The sequence below is a fragment of the Enterococcus sp. E4-223 genome, from assembly GCF_035727065.1.
GTDB classification, from domain to species: domain Bacteria; phylum Bacillota; class Bacilli; order Lactobacillales; family Enterococcaceae; genus Enterococcus_B; species Enterococcus_B faecium.
Genome location: NZ_JAPMLH010000001.1, coordinates 23,120 through 36,732, shown reverse-complemented (window position 1 = coordinate 36,732; position 13,613 = coordinate 23,120). Strand labels below are relative to the sequence as shown.

Below are 13,613 nucleotides of genomic sequence, written 5' to 3'. Positions count from 1 at the left end.
GACTAGAAAATAGTCCTCTTTATTAGAGATACAACCCTTTACTTTCTAAAAACCGTTTTGCTTGATGCATGTCATAAAATTCATAGTCTGCTTTATTGGATTCATATAAACTTACATCTACTTTCAACTTATGCTTCCCATTATGATCGGGCAACCCTATCAAATGATCTTTGATGAGAAAAGACAAAATGCCCGCTCGCCTTGCTGCTTCGATCCCTGCAATCGAGTCTTCAAATACAAGTGCTTCACTTGGAGGAATATTCATTTTTGAACAAGCTTTCAAAAAGATCTCTGGTTCCGGTTTTCCTTTTTTTACATCATCCCCTGAAATGATTTGATCAAACAAGGCATATAGATTTTCCATTTTTAAATACATTTCTATTTTCTCGCGTGTATTAGACGAGGCCACGATTGTATGGATTCCTCTTTCTTTTGCAAAAGATAAAATTTCTTCTGCTCCTTTTTTCGTATATACTCTCTTATCTTCTTTCACGATTTTTTCTTTATATTGATTGATTGCTTCTCGCCATTTGATATATGGAACATCTTCTCCGTACAAAATGCCCATTTGTTCTCTTATCGCCATTTCTGTTTGGCCAGTTAGTAAATAATAGACTTCCTTACGCATTTCATAATCATACTTTTGTGCTGATTTTACATAAGCACGATAAGCTAAACGTCCAGTTTCTAATAAAAGGCCATCCATATCAAAGATGAAGAGCTTGATTTTATTCATAATGCTCTCCCAGTGGTTTTTCCTTACTTATCGCCTCATATAGACCTTGCATGTAAGTGAGTCCCATTGCACGATCATACAGGCCATATCCAGGCATAGCCACTTCACCCCACACGGTTCTACCATGATCAGGGCGTATAGGACCGTCGAACCCTTCTTGCACCAGCGCTTTCATAATATGATACATATCAAGGGAGCCTTCTGTAGAGGGATGTGCCGTTTCTTTGAACTTTCTTTCTCCTAAAAACTCCACGTTTCTGAAGTGGACAAAATGGATGCGCGAACCTACCTCATGGATGATTTCAACTAAATCGTTTTCCGGATTTGCCCCTAAAGATCCTGTGCACAGCGTTAGTCCATTATATGGAGAATCTACTGCATTTAGAATTTTCTTCAAGTCGCCAAGATTTTTCGTCACTCTAGGAAAACCAAAAAGTTCCCATGGCGGATCATCTGGATGGATAGCCATTTTTACATCTGCTTTTTCGCACACTGGAATCACTTTTTCTAAAAAATAAGTCAGATTTTCAAATAATTCTTCTTCGGTCATTCCTTCATACAGTTTTTCCAGCTGAGCGAATTTTTTCAACCGTTCTTCTTCCCAACCCGGCAATTTGAATCCCTTTGACTGGCTGTGTATCAATTGATACATTTCTCCTGGCTCCATCTGATCGACGATTTTCTGATCGTATAAAAGAGAATAGCTTCCATCGTTGTTTTCATTAAACAAATCAGTTTTCGCCCATCCAAAAATTGGTTTGAAGCTATAACAAATCAATCGAACCCCACATCGAGACAAGTTTTTGATTGTTCGTATATAGTTATCAATATAGTAATCTCGTTCATCTGTCCCTGCCTTGATTGCATCGTGGATCGCTACACTTTCAATTCCAAGCAGTTCCAGTCCTTGGCTCTCAACAGATGCTTTCAACTCCTCAATTTCTGAAATCTCCCAAACATCTCCAGGCATTTTAGTCAGCAAAGTTCCAATTATCCCATTTATTCCCGGTATTTGGCGAACATATTTTAATGGGATCGAATCCCCTTTTTCACCATACCATCTAAATCCCCACTTCATCTTTTCAGCCTTCCTTCTAAAAATCGTCCTCATCTAATTTTTTTTCTTCCGCTGAAGCATGCCAAACAGTTAAATTATCTTTTCCTTGTTTGACAATTTGTTCCACCGCTTCTTCTATCGGTGTGTGAAGCATCTGATGATTGATTGCTTCTAACAACATTGGCAGATTCACGCCCCCTATGACATAAGTGGCTGCTTTCTTTTCTTCAGTCAGTTCATTGACTGCCAAGAGCGCTTGATTGTACGGACTTGCGCTAATTAGATCAACAAATACTAGCATGGGTTCTGCTGTGTTGATCATAGTTAATTTTTCTTTGACCTTCTCTCCGAATGTTTGGATGTCCTCCCCAGACTCTAAGCACATTGTTTCAATATGGCTCGATGTCCCGACAATTACTTCCGCCGCATCTTTCAGTCCTTCGCTCAACTTACCATGTGTAACGATCATGATTTCCAACATTAGTCTTCTCACTCCTTGTTTTGCACTTTTTACTTATCGAAAAAGAGCAATAATCTGATTGGCATTTTGCCAATTAAATGTTTTCCCTCGTAAATCTGTTTTGGTCAAATAGAAGAACTGCGCTTGCTTTTTTCTTGCACTAAAAATATAATTGACGTTTTTTTCTTTCAACTTATCAACTTGTTTCAGCCACTGTTCTTTATTTGAAAAATATTTTCCCGAAAACTGTAGCGGTGTATCTGCCCCAACAGAGTCTAGATAAAAAAGAATAGCCTCTTTTTTCATACCCGATCTCACGCTGTCTAAGCCCTTTTCTCCATAACAGCCTTCATCAACAAACGCATACGCTACACTCGGATCATCAATCGTACGGATCATTTCTAGCATCGTTAATATGGATGAAGTATTTCGAATAAAAGTTTGTCTGCTAGGCCATCCGCGAGCTGCTTTTCCCAATAAGACAAAGTAGCTCCCAAATGCTAGTACAGTGATACCTGTTTGTACGGATAGCAGATCGAATACGTGATGAGGATTTTTGTTATATATCATCATTCCCCACCAACCTAAACTGAACAACAAAATGAAGGACAATAATATAGAGTAGATTGTTTTTTTCCTTTGGTCTTTCCAATCAAACATGAAATAACTTCCTAATGCATGAACGGGTGTATCGTAATAAGTACAGATAACTTTCTCTGCTTTTTCGATATCTCCAACATAAATATTTTTTGATCGGTAGGCTAGCGTATCGTAAGCAATGACTGTCACATCTGTTCTCATACTGTAAATATCTGATACTAATGCTGAAAGAAAACGCTGTTTACTCTTTTTTGTACGGCGCTTACGGTAAATATAGCGATAACGAAATTCCCAATCACGAAACATCTCGTTCTTCTTCATTTTTTCGCCCTCTTTATCTTTTTTCTAAGCATTTGTTTATGACAAATCAAACTTGTTCAATACATCTTTTAATCCTGTTTTAGGTGCAGATGGAGTGGCTTGGAAATAAATATTCTTTACGCCATATTGTTCATTCATTTCTTTCAATTTTTCAGCATCTGATTTATTTAAATAAACAGATTTCGTCACTAAAAGATCTGTATCAGGATTTTTTTGAGCAATCCCTCCAATATTCAATTCTTCCATGGGGATTCCGTGTTTTACTAAGTCGTAAATCGTTTGGACTGTTTTTGCGATCAAAATACAATTGTATTCTTTAAATTGATATTCATCCCAATAGAATTTAGCTTTCTCTGGTGTAATGACAATTGTTTTTTGTCCTGTACGGCTTCCTGCATTTTTGTAAAGATCTCTCATAAATTTATCTTTTGCTACAACTTCGTCTACAACAAAAATGGAATTCACTCCACTTTTTTGAGATAACGTTACCATTACTTGCCCATGGATCAAACGCTCATCCACACGCGCTAAATTGACTACACCCATCTTATTCACGTTCCCTTCTTTTTATAAAATACCGATTCCTGCTAGCACAATTAATATTCCAGTCAGCCATAATAATGCTTGTGTGACTTTCAATCCTTTTTTCGTATAGAACAAGTACACACCCATTACGACAGCTAAAGGTAATATCCCTGGCACGATTTGATCAAGAATTTCCTGGATAACAAACTCACGTCCGGATATCGCAAATTTCAATGAAGATTCTACTTTTACATAGTTTCCCGCAAGCACCCCCATCATAAACAACCCTAAAACTGATAGCATTTCAATCGCTGTCTGAACACCAGTGTTTTGCATTAGGCCTGTAGCATTACGGCCCATAGTGAAAGCTTGTCTTGCGAAAAATACCCCTAGTAAAACCTGATACAACCCAAAGCAGATAAAAGGAAAAAGTGCGCCTAAAGGACTTCCCTGTTGTGCCCAAGGTACCGCGATTGCGATAAAAATATATTGGACGGTTCCTGAATCGATTGCATCTCCGATTCCTGCTAGTGCCCCCATCAATCCCGCTTTCGTGTTATACATCAAGTCATCCTGCATCAAGATCTCTTTTTCTTCATACTCTTCTTCTGCTCTTTGCTGTTCCATAGAAGACATTAGGCCAGTAATCACACCGCCACCCCAGCTTAATTGAGTGTTGAAGAACAGTAACTGCCGTTTATATGCTGCTTTTAAAGAGTCTTCATCTTTATAAAGTTTTTTCAAGATTGGCATCATGCCGTATAGTAGTGATGGCGCCAAGTAACGTTCAAAAGAGTGAGGAATTTCGTTTGCAAAATGCCATCTCAGATAGGCTTTTGTTACATCTTTTTTCGTGATTTCTTCAGGAGCACCTGTTTGATTATCCATTATTTCAGCCATTTCCCATTCCTCCTAAATTAAAATCCGTCATCATAGTCATCTTCGTCATCAAAAGATGCTGAATTGTTATTGCTTGTGGCAGGCTGTACTTGTTTCCCTTTTTGCGACTGGACAAAGATCAAAGCGATAATAATCCCAAAAATGGCATAAGTAACCATCGTAATATCTAAAGATTTCAAAACAACACTCATAAAATAAGCAAGGAAGAAAAAGACCAGATAATCTTTTCGACCGATAACGTATACAGTTGTCGCGATACCGATTGCCGCTAACCCTCCACCTACTACTTCAAGAATGTGGATAACGACTGTTCCCTCTAAAGCTTTGATTACATCAGCGATCAATGGCGCCCCTAAATATAAAGCAATGAAAACAAGCGGAACGAATAATAAAAATGAGGCAACCGTTGGATAAAGAATAATTGATCGGGCCATAGCTTTTGTATTCAAATCTTCTACAGCTTTGTCTGTATATTTACCTAAAAAAGTATTGATGAAAAAACGAAACTGATACAAGTAACTTCCGAGCAATCCGACTGGCACCGCAACGGCAATCGCTGCTTCTGGCGACAGATCCCCTAATAATGCGACTGGTACTGCGATAGCTGCTGCAATAGATGGTTCAGCTGGCATTGATCCTCCTGGAGAAAAAACCCCCATATAAATCATTTGCAAAGCGGCTGTAACAATCATCGCTTGTGCAACTTCCCCCATGATCAACCCGACGACTAATCCAGTCATCAAAGGAGAAAAACGTAAGGTCAACGTGGCTCCTCCACCTAACCAGCGGGACATAACCGCGGCTACCCATAAAGCAATCAACAAACTTTGTACTACACTTAATGTTTCCATGTGTCCTCCTCCTTCAGATCTTTCTGATATAACCTTCCAGTTCCATCATTGACTGTATCAGTGATTTCTGTGTTACCTCTATAGGAATCAAATGCACTTTCTCTTTCGAATCAATAAATTCAGCCATTTTATCTATTATCTGTTTATCTTTCGGAAATAATCCCATTTGTTCTAGAGAAACCGGCAGTTCTAATTCCCGATACAAAGGATATAACTCGTCTATTTTTTCCCAGCGACCTTCTAGTGCCAGTTGATAGAAAATCCCATACGCTACTTTTTCTCCATGTAGAAAACGATGGCTTTCCGGAATATATTTACTGATAGCGTCATGCATAGCATGTGCTGCCGCATTTCTTGCGTATTTATCTCCTAATCCTCCAACTAAACCAGCAACAGCAAAGATAACCTCTGAAAGCTGTTTGAACTCCGATGTCAGTTTTCTTTGTGCCATATCTTGGATTGCTTTAGCAGAATGATTCAAAATCTCTTCTTTGCAGATCTTCGCAGTATCTTGTGCTAGCTTCAAAAATGATTCATCTTGCAAAAAATCTTGTTCTAAGATGAGCTCAGATTCATACCATTTTGCTAGTGTATCTGCTAACCCGGCAATGAAATATGGAACAGGGGAATCAATCACTAATTGGGGATCTGTTATAAAAAAAGCAGCTTGTCTGTAAAAGTGTTCTGTTTTCCCTTCTGCTTGTCCATTCTCCTTATACATGACAGCAAGAGGTGTCCATGGAGCACAATTACTAGCTAAAGTAGGGATGACGCCGAAATCGATTCTTGCAAGATTGGCACTATAACCCACTAGATCGGTCAGTTTTCCTCCGCCAACGCCAACTACGAAATCGATTTCATTTTTTTTGATGATTGTAGCTATTCGTCTGGCTTCAGCATAACTACATTCTCCAGAATAACGATGATAAAAAAATTGAATCGTTTCGTCATTCAAAAATACTAATTTAGGTAGCGCCTTTTCCCATGATACCGTTCCGTGGGTGACCAGTACTCTTTTCGCGCCGTATGATTTCAAGAGATCAGAAACTTTTGAAATACCACCTTCTTCATATAAATAAAATTGAGGGCCTGTTTTCACTTTTAAACCGTTCACCATTTTCTTCATCATCCTTTTATATAGTTGCTCTTTGTCTGGACAGAACGTTCAGGAAGAAGGTGCTGACTGATCTGTTCGACATCTCTGACACATTTTTCACCCATTGCTTCTAAACATTCCCTTGTGTAGGCCGATATATGTGGCGTAATCACTACTTGTTCAAACGCTAAATACGGATGATCTTGACGTCCCGGTTCTTCTTCTAAAACATCTGTGGCATATCCTGCGATCTTTCCGCTTTTCAGACCATTAATCATCGCTTCTTCATCAACTAGAGCGCCTCTTGCACTATTAGATAGATAAACATTTTCTTTCATCTGATCGACTTCTTTAGCAGAAATCATGTGATAGTTCTCTTCTGTCAAATTCGCACATAAACAAATGATATCTGAATGTTCCAGTAATTCTTGAAGTTCTACTTTTTTTGCACCAAAGCTTTCGATGTATAAATCTGATTTGTAAGGATCATAAGCTAGAACATCACAGCGAAAACCGTTACGCAAAATTTCGATTACTCCGCTTCCGGTATTTCCTGCACCAATCACACCAACTGTTTTGTTAAACAGCGTCCTACCGACGAACTCCGCCCGATCTTCCCATCTATCGTCCTTGACTCTTGCTTGTGCTTGTGTCGTGCGTCGAAGCATGGACAACAAATTAGTTATATTATTTTCTGCTACAGCATTTCGTTCAACTAAAGCAGGTATGATAGATACGATTGTCTGGTGTTCTTTTGCTGCTTTTAAATCAATATTGTTGTAACCAATACCATGTCGGGAAATCAATAGCAGTTCATCTTTGTTTTCAAAAAAATCTCGTCGAAAAAATGGCGTAACACTTGCAATAATGATATTGAATCCTTTAAGTAACTCCGCTAGTTCTTTTCCTGGAATCTCTTGATCAACAGTAAAGAAATGAACGTCTCCAACTGACTTTAATCTTTCCAAGTGGTGTGGAAAAACTCTTCCGAAACTGCTGGAATTAACGATTGCTATATGATAATCTGGCATTTTACTCACCCTTTTCAACTATTTCATGTCCGCCAAACCCATTTCTTAGTGCTGAAACTACTTTTGCTGAAAAACTATCTTCTTCCTGTGAAAGATTCCTCATGAACAAACTAGTTGCAATTACTGGAACTGGAACAGCCATTTCTAGCGCTGTTTCAACCGTCCATTTTGCTTCACCTGATGCAGAAACGATCCCCCGATAATTACTTAAATTGGGATGTTCGTTTAACTGATCTTCCATGATTTCCATCAGCCAGCCGCGAATCACCGAACCATGATTCCAAACACGTGCGACTTGCTCCAAGTCAAAAGCATACTCACTTTTTTGTACAAGTTGGAATCCTTCACCGATTGCTTGCATCATTCCATATTCGATTCCATTATGGATCATTTTCAAGAAGTGTCCGCTTCCGGATGCACCAGCATACAGATATCCTCTTTCAATTGCTACATCTTTGAATAATTGTTCCACGGATAGAAAAGTTTCTTTATCTCCTCCAATCATTAAGCAGGCTTGATGTCGTGCTCCTTCGATTCCCCCAGAAGTCCCACAATCCAAGTAACCGATTTCATTTTTCTGAAACTCTTCTGCTCGACGGATTGAATCTTTATAATAAGAGTTTCCGCCTTCAATAACAATGTCTCCTGGTCCGAGTTTTGGAAAAAGTTTTCTTAACATGTTTTCGGTTATCTCTCCAGCAGGAAGCATTAACCAGATGATTTTTTTCTGCTCAAAAGTAGCTAGAAATTCAGAGATCTCTTGATAAGCAGGAATGTCATTTTCTCTTGCCTGACTAACAGCTGTACTTGAAATGTCGAGTCCTTGTACTTTGTGATGGTGCTCTTTTAAGTTTAAAGCTAAATTCAATCCCATTTTTCCCAAACCAATTACACCAATTTCCATGATAGCGCCTCCATTTCTTATACCCTCATTATACAAAAAAATATTTTTTTGTAAATAGATTTTACAAAAATATTTTTTGTTTGATTTTTTCCTACTCTCCTTGTATCTTTAACATTAATGATAACGGAAAAAATGATAATCTTATTATGAAAAGGAGGAATTCTCATGAGCGTCTCCATAAGACTACAAATCAAAACAATGTACAACGACTTCAGCCCAAAAGAACAGGCTATCGCCGATTATATTTTAGAAAATCCAAGCAAAGTAAGTCATAGTCCGATTAGCAATTTAGCAAGTGAACTGGGCATTGCTGACTCTACTTTTTTTCAATTTACAAAAAAACTTGGTTATAATGGATTTAAAGATTTCAAAATGGCGATGTTGATCCAAGAAAATGATCTATCTGCTATTTCTATCCACGAAAATATTCAGAAAACAGATACTGAGCTCACTATGGCGCAAAAGGTGTTCGAGTCCAGTATTTCAACTTTAAATGACACAAAAAAGTTGTTACAACAAAAGGATCTAAAAAAAGCGGCTACTATTATCAATGAATCTAAACGTGTCTATTTTTTCGGTGTTGGCGGTTCAGAGATTGTAGCAACTGACGCTTATCATAAATTTTTGCGTTCCCCTATCGCAACTTCTCACAGCACGGATTACCATATTCAATTGATGGAAGCTTCTTTATTGACGGAAAAAGACTGTGCTGTTTTGATTTCTCACACAGGGCAATCAAAAGAAACAATCCATATTGCTGAAACCGTAAGAAAAACTGGAGCAAAAACAATCGTTATTACTAGCCAAGCTAATTCTTCCCTTGCTAAACTTGGCGATGTCGTTTTTATTTCTATTTCTGAAGAAACAGAATTCCGATCTGAAGCTTTAGCTTCCCGTATTTCTCAACTAAGCATTTTGGACTCTCTATATGTGATTTTGATGTTTTACAACGAAAAAGAATCACGTCGTTCTATCGCTAAAGTTCGACATACTATTTCTGAAATCAAAGAATAGCACCATAACAGAAAAAGCGAAAAATCCATAAAACAAAAAAAGCCACTACCAAGTATTTGGTAGTGGCTTTTTTGGTTCTGCAAGGGTGGTACAGAACATCAATAGTCGGTGGGTTAGAACGTATGTCATCGCATCTTTGGAGAAGGTTGTATTGGTATTATTCGAGTTACTTGTTAGATGCGATAACAAAGTTAGTATACAGTAGTAAAAAATTTATCTTTTCTTTTTTTTATTATTTTTGTTTCTTATTTTCTAAAAAATTAAAAAAAATTTTGGTAAATTAAGTATTTCCTTGATAACACTGGCTTTTGGCCTCATTTTAGGTTATCATTTGTAATTTTATTTCACAGTTGATATGATTGTGATGTAAAATAAAAAAGTTTAGGATACATCGAATTTTTGGGGAAATTCTTTTGGGGGTATCCTAAATCTTTTCTATTATATTCCCATATTTTCTATTATTGGTCTAGACGTATGATGGTAAACTTTGTAACTATCTGATTGCTGAATCATCAATTACTTATCGTTAGCCATCTTTGTTTCAAGTTCGCTGGATGATCATTTTATTCACATCCTAACAAACTTGTCACATTTATAGATTCTTAATCTATTTATCATACAATTATAAAAAAGGAGGTGCTGCTTATGAAAGCTATCCATATTTCTCTGCTTTTTTTCGCTAGTGCATTGATTTTATTTGCTATTCATCTTTGTTCCCAGCCTTATATTAATAACAACGGAATATTAGTGGAACCAGCATTCTTTTGCTTACCACTCGGCTTTTTGTCCCTTCTTGCCTCCGCAGGCTTCGGATTTGTTGCTTTTTTTAAACGATCAAAACAACAAATCTGACTTATAAAATTTACGTAAAAGAGATCGTGACAATAATCGTGTGATATTCCCAAATTTCGAATAAAAGGTGCCCCTTGCCATCTCTAACTCCTCAGTCACAAGTTACAATATTCATAAACCATGAAAAGCTTGTTTATTGAAATTGCTCCTTGTGACTTGGAGCTAAGTGACAGATTACAACCTCTTTTGCATCATAAGACTTTACTCCTTGAAAAACATTACTAACTTTTGATATGTTTCTTGCGCTTGTTTATTGCTGAAATCAAACTGATATTCATGGTTCAAAACAGCATTTTTCTCCGCATAATCTACTTTTGTGACTTTCACCTCCGCTTTCTCAAATACATAAGTTACTTCTTCCATTTGTTTCGTAAACGTATTTGTATTTCCATCCGTTAAGAATGTGTTTTGCGTCCAACGATCCGCATGTCTGACCAAGGCTAAACTTTTGACCTTCTCTGATTGTTCAAAGTCCTTATTATCAAAGTAAGCCCATCCACATTTTTCATAAAGAAAGCTAGAGATTTTATCACTTACTTGAGTAAATGCAGAAGGATCCAACAGACCAGACAAAGAAATAAACTTCGTAATCTGCTTGTTCTCCAAAGTCGGATCAAGATGATCAGCTTTTTTAATTTCTTCATTTTGAAGTGCTAATAAATATTCTCCACTAATTTGTGCACCTGCCGAATCTCCACCAATCGAAATATTCGACCAATCTGCTTGATCTTTTATCTCTTTTTTAGCTGCTTGAATGGCTTCGTTCAATTGGATAACTGGTGTAGGATGTTTTGCTTCCGGTGATCGTTCATAATCTATATTTACGATGATTTGCTGCGTGTCTGAACATAGATATTCCAAATAATCACGACAATCATTTTTATCCCCTCCTACATATGCGCCTCCATGCATCCAGAAAAGAATCGGTAATTTTTTCTTTTCCACTTTCGGTGCGTAGATATCCATATTATTATTTTTGTATTTTGAAGGATAGGATATTTCTTTTTTTATATCGATTTGTTCGATTTTTTGCTGGAAATCATCTGGTCGGGCATATACTTGTTCTTTTTCACTTGTGTCAAATTGTTTTCTAACAAGCAAGCTAATCGGCTTTGGTGTGATTTGATTAATCAAAAATACAGTGACTAAAATAACTACGATGATAACTGGTACTGCAATCACTATTCGCTTGAACCATTTCATTCATTTACCCTCTCTTTCTTCGCCAAATCCATGTGATAATCGTGCTAACAGATAAAAATCCACCTGAATAAATGAGAAGCGAATGTTTCTTTTCTCCAGTTTTCGGCAACATTCTTTTTTTTGCATCTGTCTTTTTTTGTACTTTCACTGTCATCTGAATCGGTTGCGTATCATCACTTGATTGATCCTCTCGAGGTTCATTCTTTCCCTTATTGTCTGCATTCTCTGTCGGATCTTGCTTTTTTGGTGGAGCTACTGGGATTTTTTTGTAATGGTAAATAATAGTTGGTATCGTCTCATTAAAAACCCCTTCAGTCGGTCCTTCAACATTTACTAATTCGTATCCTTCGAATGTCTTTTGCTCTGTCATATAATTCTCTCCATAAGCTCCGTAAAGCTGGATTTCGTCCTGGTCTTTGAGTAGACTTTTATTTTTTTCATCCACATACTTTACGTTTATCTGATCATGGAACACTACTTTCAAAAAGTCCGTTACATGTTTCGTGTAGGCAGCATGGTCAACTTCCTGTGCCTTTCCATGCCCTGCTCCTTCTACTAATAAAAGATCTTTATACCCTCCTGATAACTCATATAATTTTTGCGCGTTAGACACAGGTACTACATCATCTGCTGTTCCATGGATAATCAATTTAGGCAATGAATCTGACATTCCAATCGTAGGTAGAGCAGCTTTTGTATCCAAATGCATCTCCTGATCAAAATAGTATTGTTTCAAAAGGCCCATAAATAAATCTTCATGCTCTTGATCCCCAATGATGTCTAACTGATTTTTTATGGCATCCGGTAGTGCGGGGACTACTGTCTGGCTGTACGTAAAACGTAGTTGTTCATCAATTGATGCAAATCCGCAATTTTCAATAATTCCTTTGACATTGACAGGAATATCTTTCGCTAATACATACATCATCGTAGCTGCTCCCATCGAACCACCATAAAGTAAAATCTTTTGAGATGGCCGCTCTCGAACTTCTTGATTTATCCAGTAAAGGACGTCATCTGACTCATATTGTCCATAGGTCACATAATCGCCTCCGCTATTACCAGTCGCTCTGGAATCAACAAATAATAAATTATACCCGGCCTTATAAAAATCATTGTATTCTTCTGTAACGATCCCGTTATTCCAATTCCCTCGAAATCCGCCATGGATCATGACTGTTTTATCTGAACCTTGATCGACATAATATGCATATACATCCATCATTTTGCCATCTTGTTTGTTTAGTACAGTTTGATGAAGTTGTTTTGTATTTGGATAGAAGCCTGTGTTTTCTGTAGGCGTTGTCTCATCATCTGTACCTCCAAGCATCGACATCAACACACTGTTTTTTGCAAAAGCGATATCGTACAATAGATAAGTAGCAATCAGATGTTTGATAATCTCTTTATCTACACCATAATCATTAACAGCAAGCTCAGTGACTAATAACTCTATTAATTTTGACTTGATGTCTTCTGTTGGTCCATTAAGTATTTCTGTCATCTGTTTACCGAAGTAATTCAAATATTCTTTACCATTGAAATTTTCACCTTTACCGATATCATCATTTTCTGTCCCATTCTCTTTGTCACTTACTTTAGCAGAAGAGGATTCGTCGTTTGACATTTTTGTAGCTGTTGCTTCTTCTGTTTGTTGGTTATCTGTGGTAGCGGTCGTTTCTTGATCTGTGCTAGTAACAGATGTCTCAGCCGTTGTTTCAGTATTTGTTTCTGTTTGTGAAGTACTCGATTTCGTTTCATTTCCAGCATCAGTAGTTTCTGTGGTTTCTACCTCCCGAGATTCCGATTCGGAAGAAATGCTCTCTCCATATACTGTCCATTGCGGGACGCTTGTACTTACAGCAAATAAGATGACCAACGCTCCCTTTAATACTTGTTTTGTTCTCAAGCTATTCACTCCTTTTTATGTTTCTAGGAGAATTATATGTAAACGCAAACATTTTTTATACAAAAAATAAATGGTTTATCCCATAAAAATAGAACAGGATTATTTTCTCATTTTACGTAATAAAGCAGAATGGATAAACCAGTATCCATTCTGC

At 37.3% G+C, this 13,613-nt stretch carries 14 protein-coding genes; 2 read left to right on the top strand and 12 right to left on the bottom strand.

All coding sequences use genetic code 11. The annotated features are described in order from the left end of the window. Positions 1-22: 22 nt before the first annotated feature. From OS139_RS00225 to gnd, 10 genes are all read right to left on the bottom strand, one after another. Positions 23-736 carry an HAD family hydrolase gene (locus OS139_RS00225; protein WP_002331733.1) on the bottom strand — a complete coding sequence of 238 codons (714 nt, stop codon included), beginning with the start codon at positions 734-736 and terminating at the stop codon, positions 23-25. After that, on the bottom strand, positions 729-1,814 hold the full coding sequence (gene uxuA, locus OS139_RS00220; RefSeq protein ID WP_002296654.1) for a mannonate dehydratase: 1,086 nt from the start codon (positions 1,812-1,814) through the stop codon (positions 729-731). The genes OS139_RS00225 and uxuA overlap by 8 nt, the downstream gene beginning before the upstream one ends. Positions 1,815-1,830: 16 nt before the next feature. Further along, positions 1,831-2,274, bottom strand: coding sequence for a PTS sugar transporter subunit IIA (locus OS139_RS00215; RefSeq protein ID WP_002296653.1), 444 nt, complete (start codon positions 2,272-2,274; stop codon positions 1,831-1,833). A gap of 33 nt (positions 2,275-2,307) precedes the next feature. Beyond that, positions 2,308-2,661, bottom strand: coding sequence for a hypothetical protein (locus tag OS139_RS00210; RefSeq protein WP_025479120.1), 354 nt, complete (start codon positions 2,659-2,661; stop codon positions 2,308-2,310). Between the two features lie 549 nt (positions 2,662-3,210). Beyond that, positions 3,211-3,720, bottom strand: coding sequence for a PTS system mannose/fructose/N-acetylgalactosamine-transporter subunit IIB (locus OS139_RS00205; RefSeq protein WP_002296648.1), 510 nt, complete (start codon positions 3,718-3,720; stop codon positions 3,211-3,213). A 21-nt stretch (positions 3,721-3,741) separates the two neighbouring features. Then, positions 3,742-4,599: a PTS system mannose/fructose/sorbose family transporter subunit IID gene (locus tag OS139_RS00200; RefSeq protein ID WP_002296647.1), complete on the bottom strand. Its 858-nt coding sequence runs from the start codon at positions 4,597-4,599 to the stop codon at positions 3,742-3,744. A 17-nt stretch (positions 4,600-4,616) separates the two neighbouring features. Continuing rightward, a complete protein-coding gene (locus tag OS139_RS00195; RefSeq protein WP_002296646.1) occupies positions 4,617-5,450 on the bottom strand; it encodes a PTS mannose/fructose/sorbose/N-acetylgalactosamine transporter subunit IIC in 834 nt (277 codons plus the stop codon). Between the two features lie 13 nt (positions 5,451-5,463). Further along, on the bottom strand, positions 5,464-6,567 hold the full coding sequence (locus OS139_RS00190) for an iron-containing alcohol dehydrogenase family protein (RefSeq protein ID WP_025481625.1): 1,104 nt from the start codon (positions 6,565-6,567) through the stop codon (positions 5,464-5,466). An 8-nt stretch (positions 6,568-6,575) separates the two neighbouring features. After that, complete coding sequence (locus tag OS139_RS00185; protein ID WP_002331729.1) at positions 6,576-7,577, bottom strand: D-isomer specific 2-hydroxyacid dehydrogenase family protein; 1,002 nt, start codon at positions 7,575-7,577, stop codon at positions 6,576-6,578. Position 7,578: 1 nt separating this feature from the next. Continuing rightward, positions 7,579-8,481 (bottom strand): phosphogluconate dehydrogenase (NAD(+)-dependent, decarboxylating), encoded by a 903-nt coding sequence (gene gnd / locus OS139_RS00180; RefSeq protein ID WP_002331728.1) that lies wholly within the window; start codon positions 8,479-8,481, stop codon positions 7,579-7,581. A 165-nt stretch (positions 8,482-8,646) separates the two neighbouring features. Between gnd and OS139_RS00175 the strand changes: the two genes are divergently transcribed. Both OS139_RS00175 and OS139_RS00170 read left to right on the top strand, forming a co-directional pair. Beyond that, positions 8,647-9,495 carry a MurR/RpiR family transcriptional regulator gene (locus tag OS139_RS00175; RefSeq protein ID WP_002296639.1) on the top strand — a complete coding sequence of 283 codons (849 nt, stop codon included), beginning with the start codon at positions 8,647-8,649 and terminating at the stop codon, positions 9,493-9,495. A 645-nt stretch (positions 9,496-10,140) separates the two neighbouring features. Next, positions 10,141-10,347: a DUF3955 domain-containing protein gene (locus tag OS139_RS00170; RefSeq protein ID WP_002296638.1), complete on the top strand. Its 207-nt coding sequence runs from the start codon at positions 10,141-10,143 to the stop codon at positions 10,345-10,347. A gap of 201 nt (positions 10,348-10,548) precedes the next feature. Here OS139_RS00170 and OS139_RS00165 read toward each other — a convergent pair whose 3' ends face one another. Next, positions 10,549-11,550, bottom strand: coding sequence for an alpha/beta hydrolase (locus OS139_RS00165; protein WP_002331727.1), 1,002 nt, complete (start codon positions 11,548-11,550; stop codon positions 10,549-10,551). Between the two features lie 4 nt (positions 11,551-11,554). Then, positions 11,555-13,468: an alpha/beta fold hydrolase gene (locus OS139_RS00160; RefSeq protein WP_016627996.1), complete on the bottom strand. Its 1,914-nt coding sequence runs from the start codon at positions 13,466-13,468 to the stop codon at positions 11,555-11,557. Positions 13,469-13,613 lie beyond the last annotated feature (145 nt).

Bases quoted from the DNA above. Each gene is read 5' to 3' on its own strand.
- OS139_RS00215 (WP_002296653.1), bottom strand. From the start codon at position 2,274: ATGTTGGAAATCATGATCGTTACACATGGTAAGTTGAGCGAAGGACTG.
- gnd (WP_002331728.1), bottom strand. From the start codon at position 8,481: ATGGAAATTGGTGTAATTGGTTTGGGAAAAATGGGATTGAATTTAGCT.
- OS139_RS00225 (WP_002331733.1), bottom strand. From the start codon at position 736: ATGAATAAAATCAAGCTCTTCATCTTTGATATGGATGGCCTTTTATTA.
- OS139_RS00175 (WP_002296639.1), top strand. From the start codon at position 8,647: ATGAGCGTCTCCATAAGACTACAAATCAAAACAATGTACAACGACTTC.
- OS139_RS00165 (WP_002331727.1), bottom strand. From the start codon at position 11,550: ATGAAATGGTTCAAGCGAATAGTGATTGCAGTACCAGTTATCATCGTA.
- OS139_RS00170 (WP_002296638.1), top strand. From the start codon at position 10,141: ATGAAAGCTATCCATATTTCTCTGCTTTTTTTCGCTAGTGCATTGATT.
- OS139_RS00200 (WP_002296647.1), bottom strand. From the start codon at position 4,599: ATGGCTGAAATAATGGATAATCAAACAGGTGCTCCTGAAGAAATCACG.
- OS139_RS00205 (WP_002296648.1), bottom strand. From the start codon at position 3,720: ATGGGTGTAGTCAATTTAGCGCGTGTGGATGAGCGTTTGATCCATGGG.
- uxuA (WP_002296654.1), bottom strand. From the start codon at position 1,814: ATGAAGTGGGGATTTAGATGGTATGGTGAAAAAGGGGATTCGATCCCA.
- OS139_RS00210 (WP_025479120.1), bottom strand. From the start codon at position 2,661: ATGCTAGAAATGATCCGTACGATTGATGATCCGAGTGTAGCGTATGCG.
- OS139_RS00190 (WP_025481625.1), bottom strand. From the start codon at position 6,567: ATGGTGAACGGTTTAAAAGTGAAAACAGGCCCTCAATTTTATTTATAT.
- OS139_RS00195 (WP_002296646.1), bottom strand. From the start codon at position 5,450: ATGGAAACATTAAGTGTAGTACAAAGTTTGTTGATTGCTTTATGGGTA.
- OS139_RS00185 (WP_002331729.1), bottom strand. From the start codon at position 7,577: ATGCCAGATTATCATATAGCAATCGTTAATTCCAGCAGTTTCGGAAGA.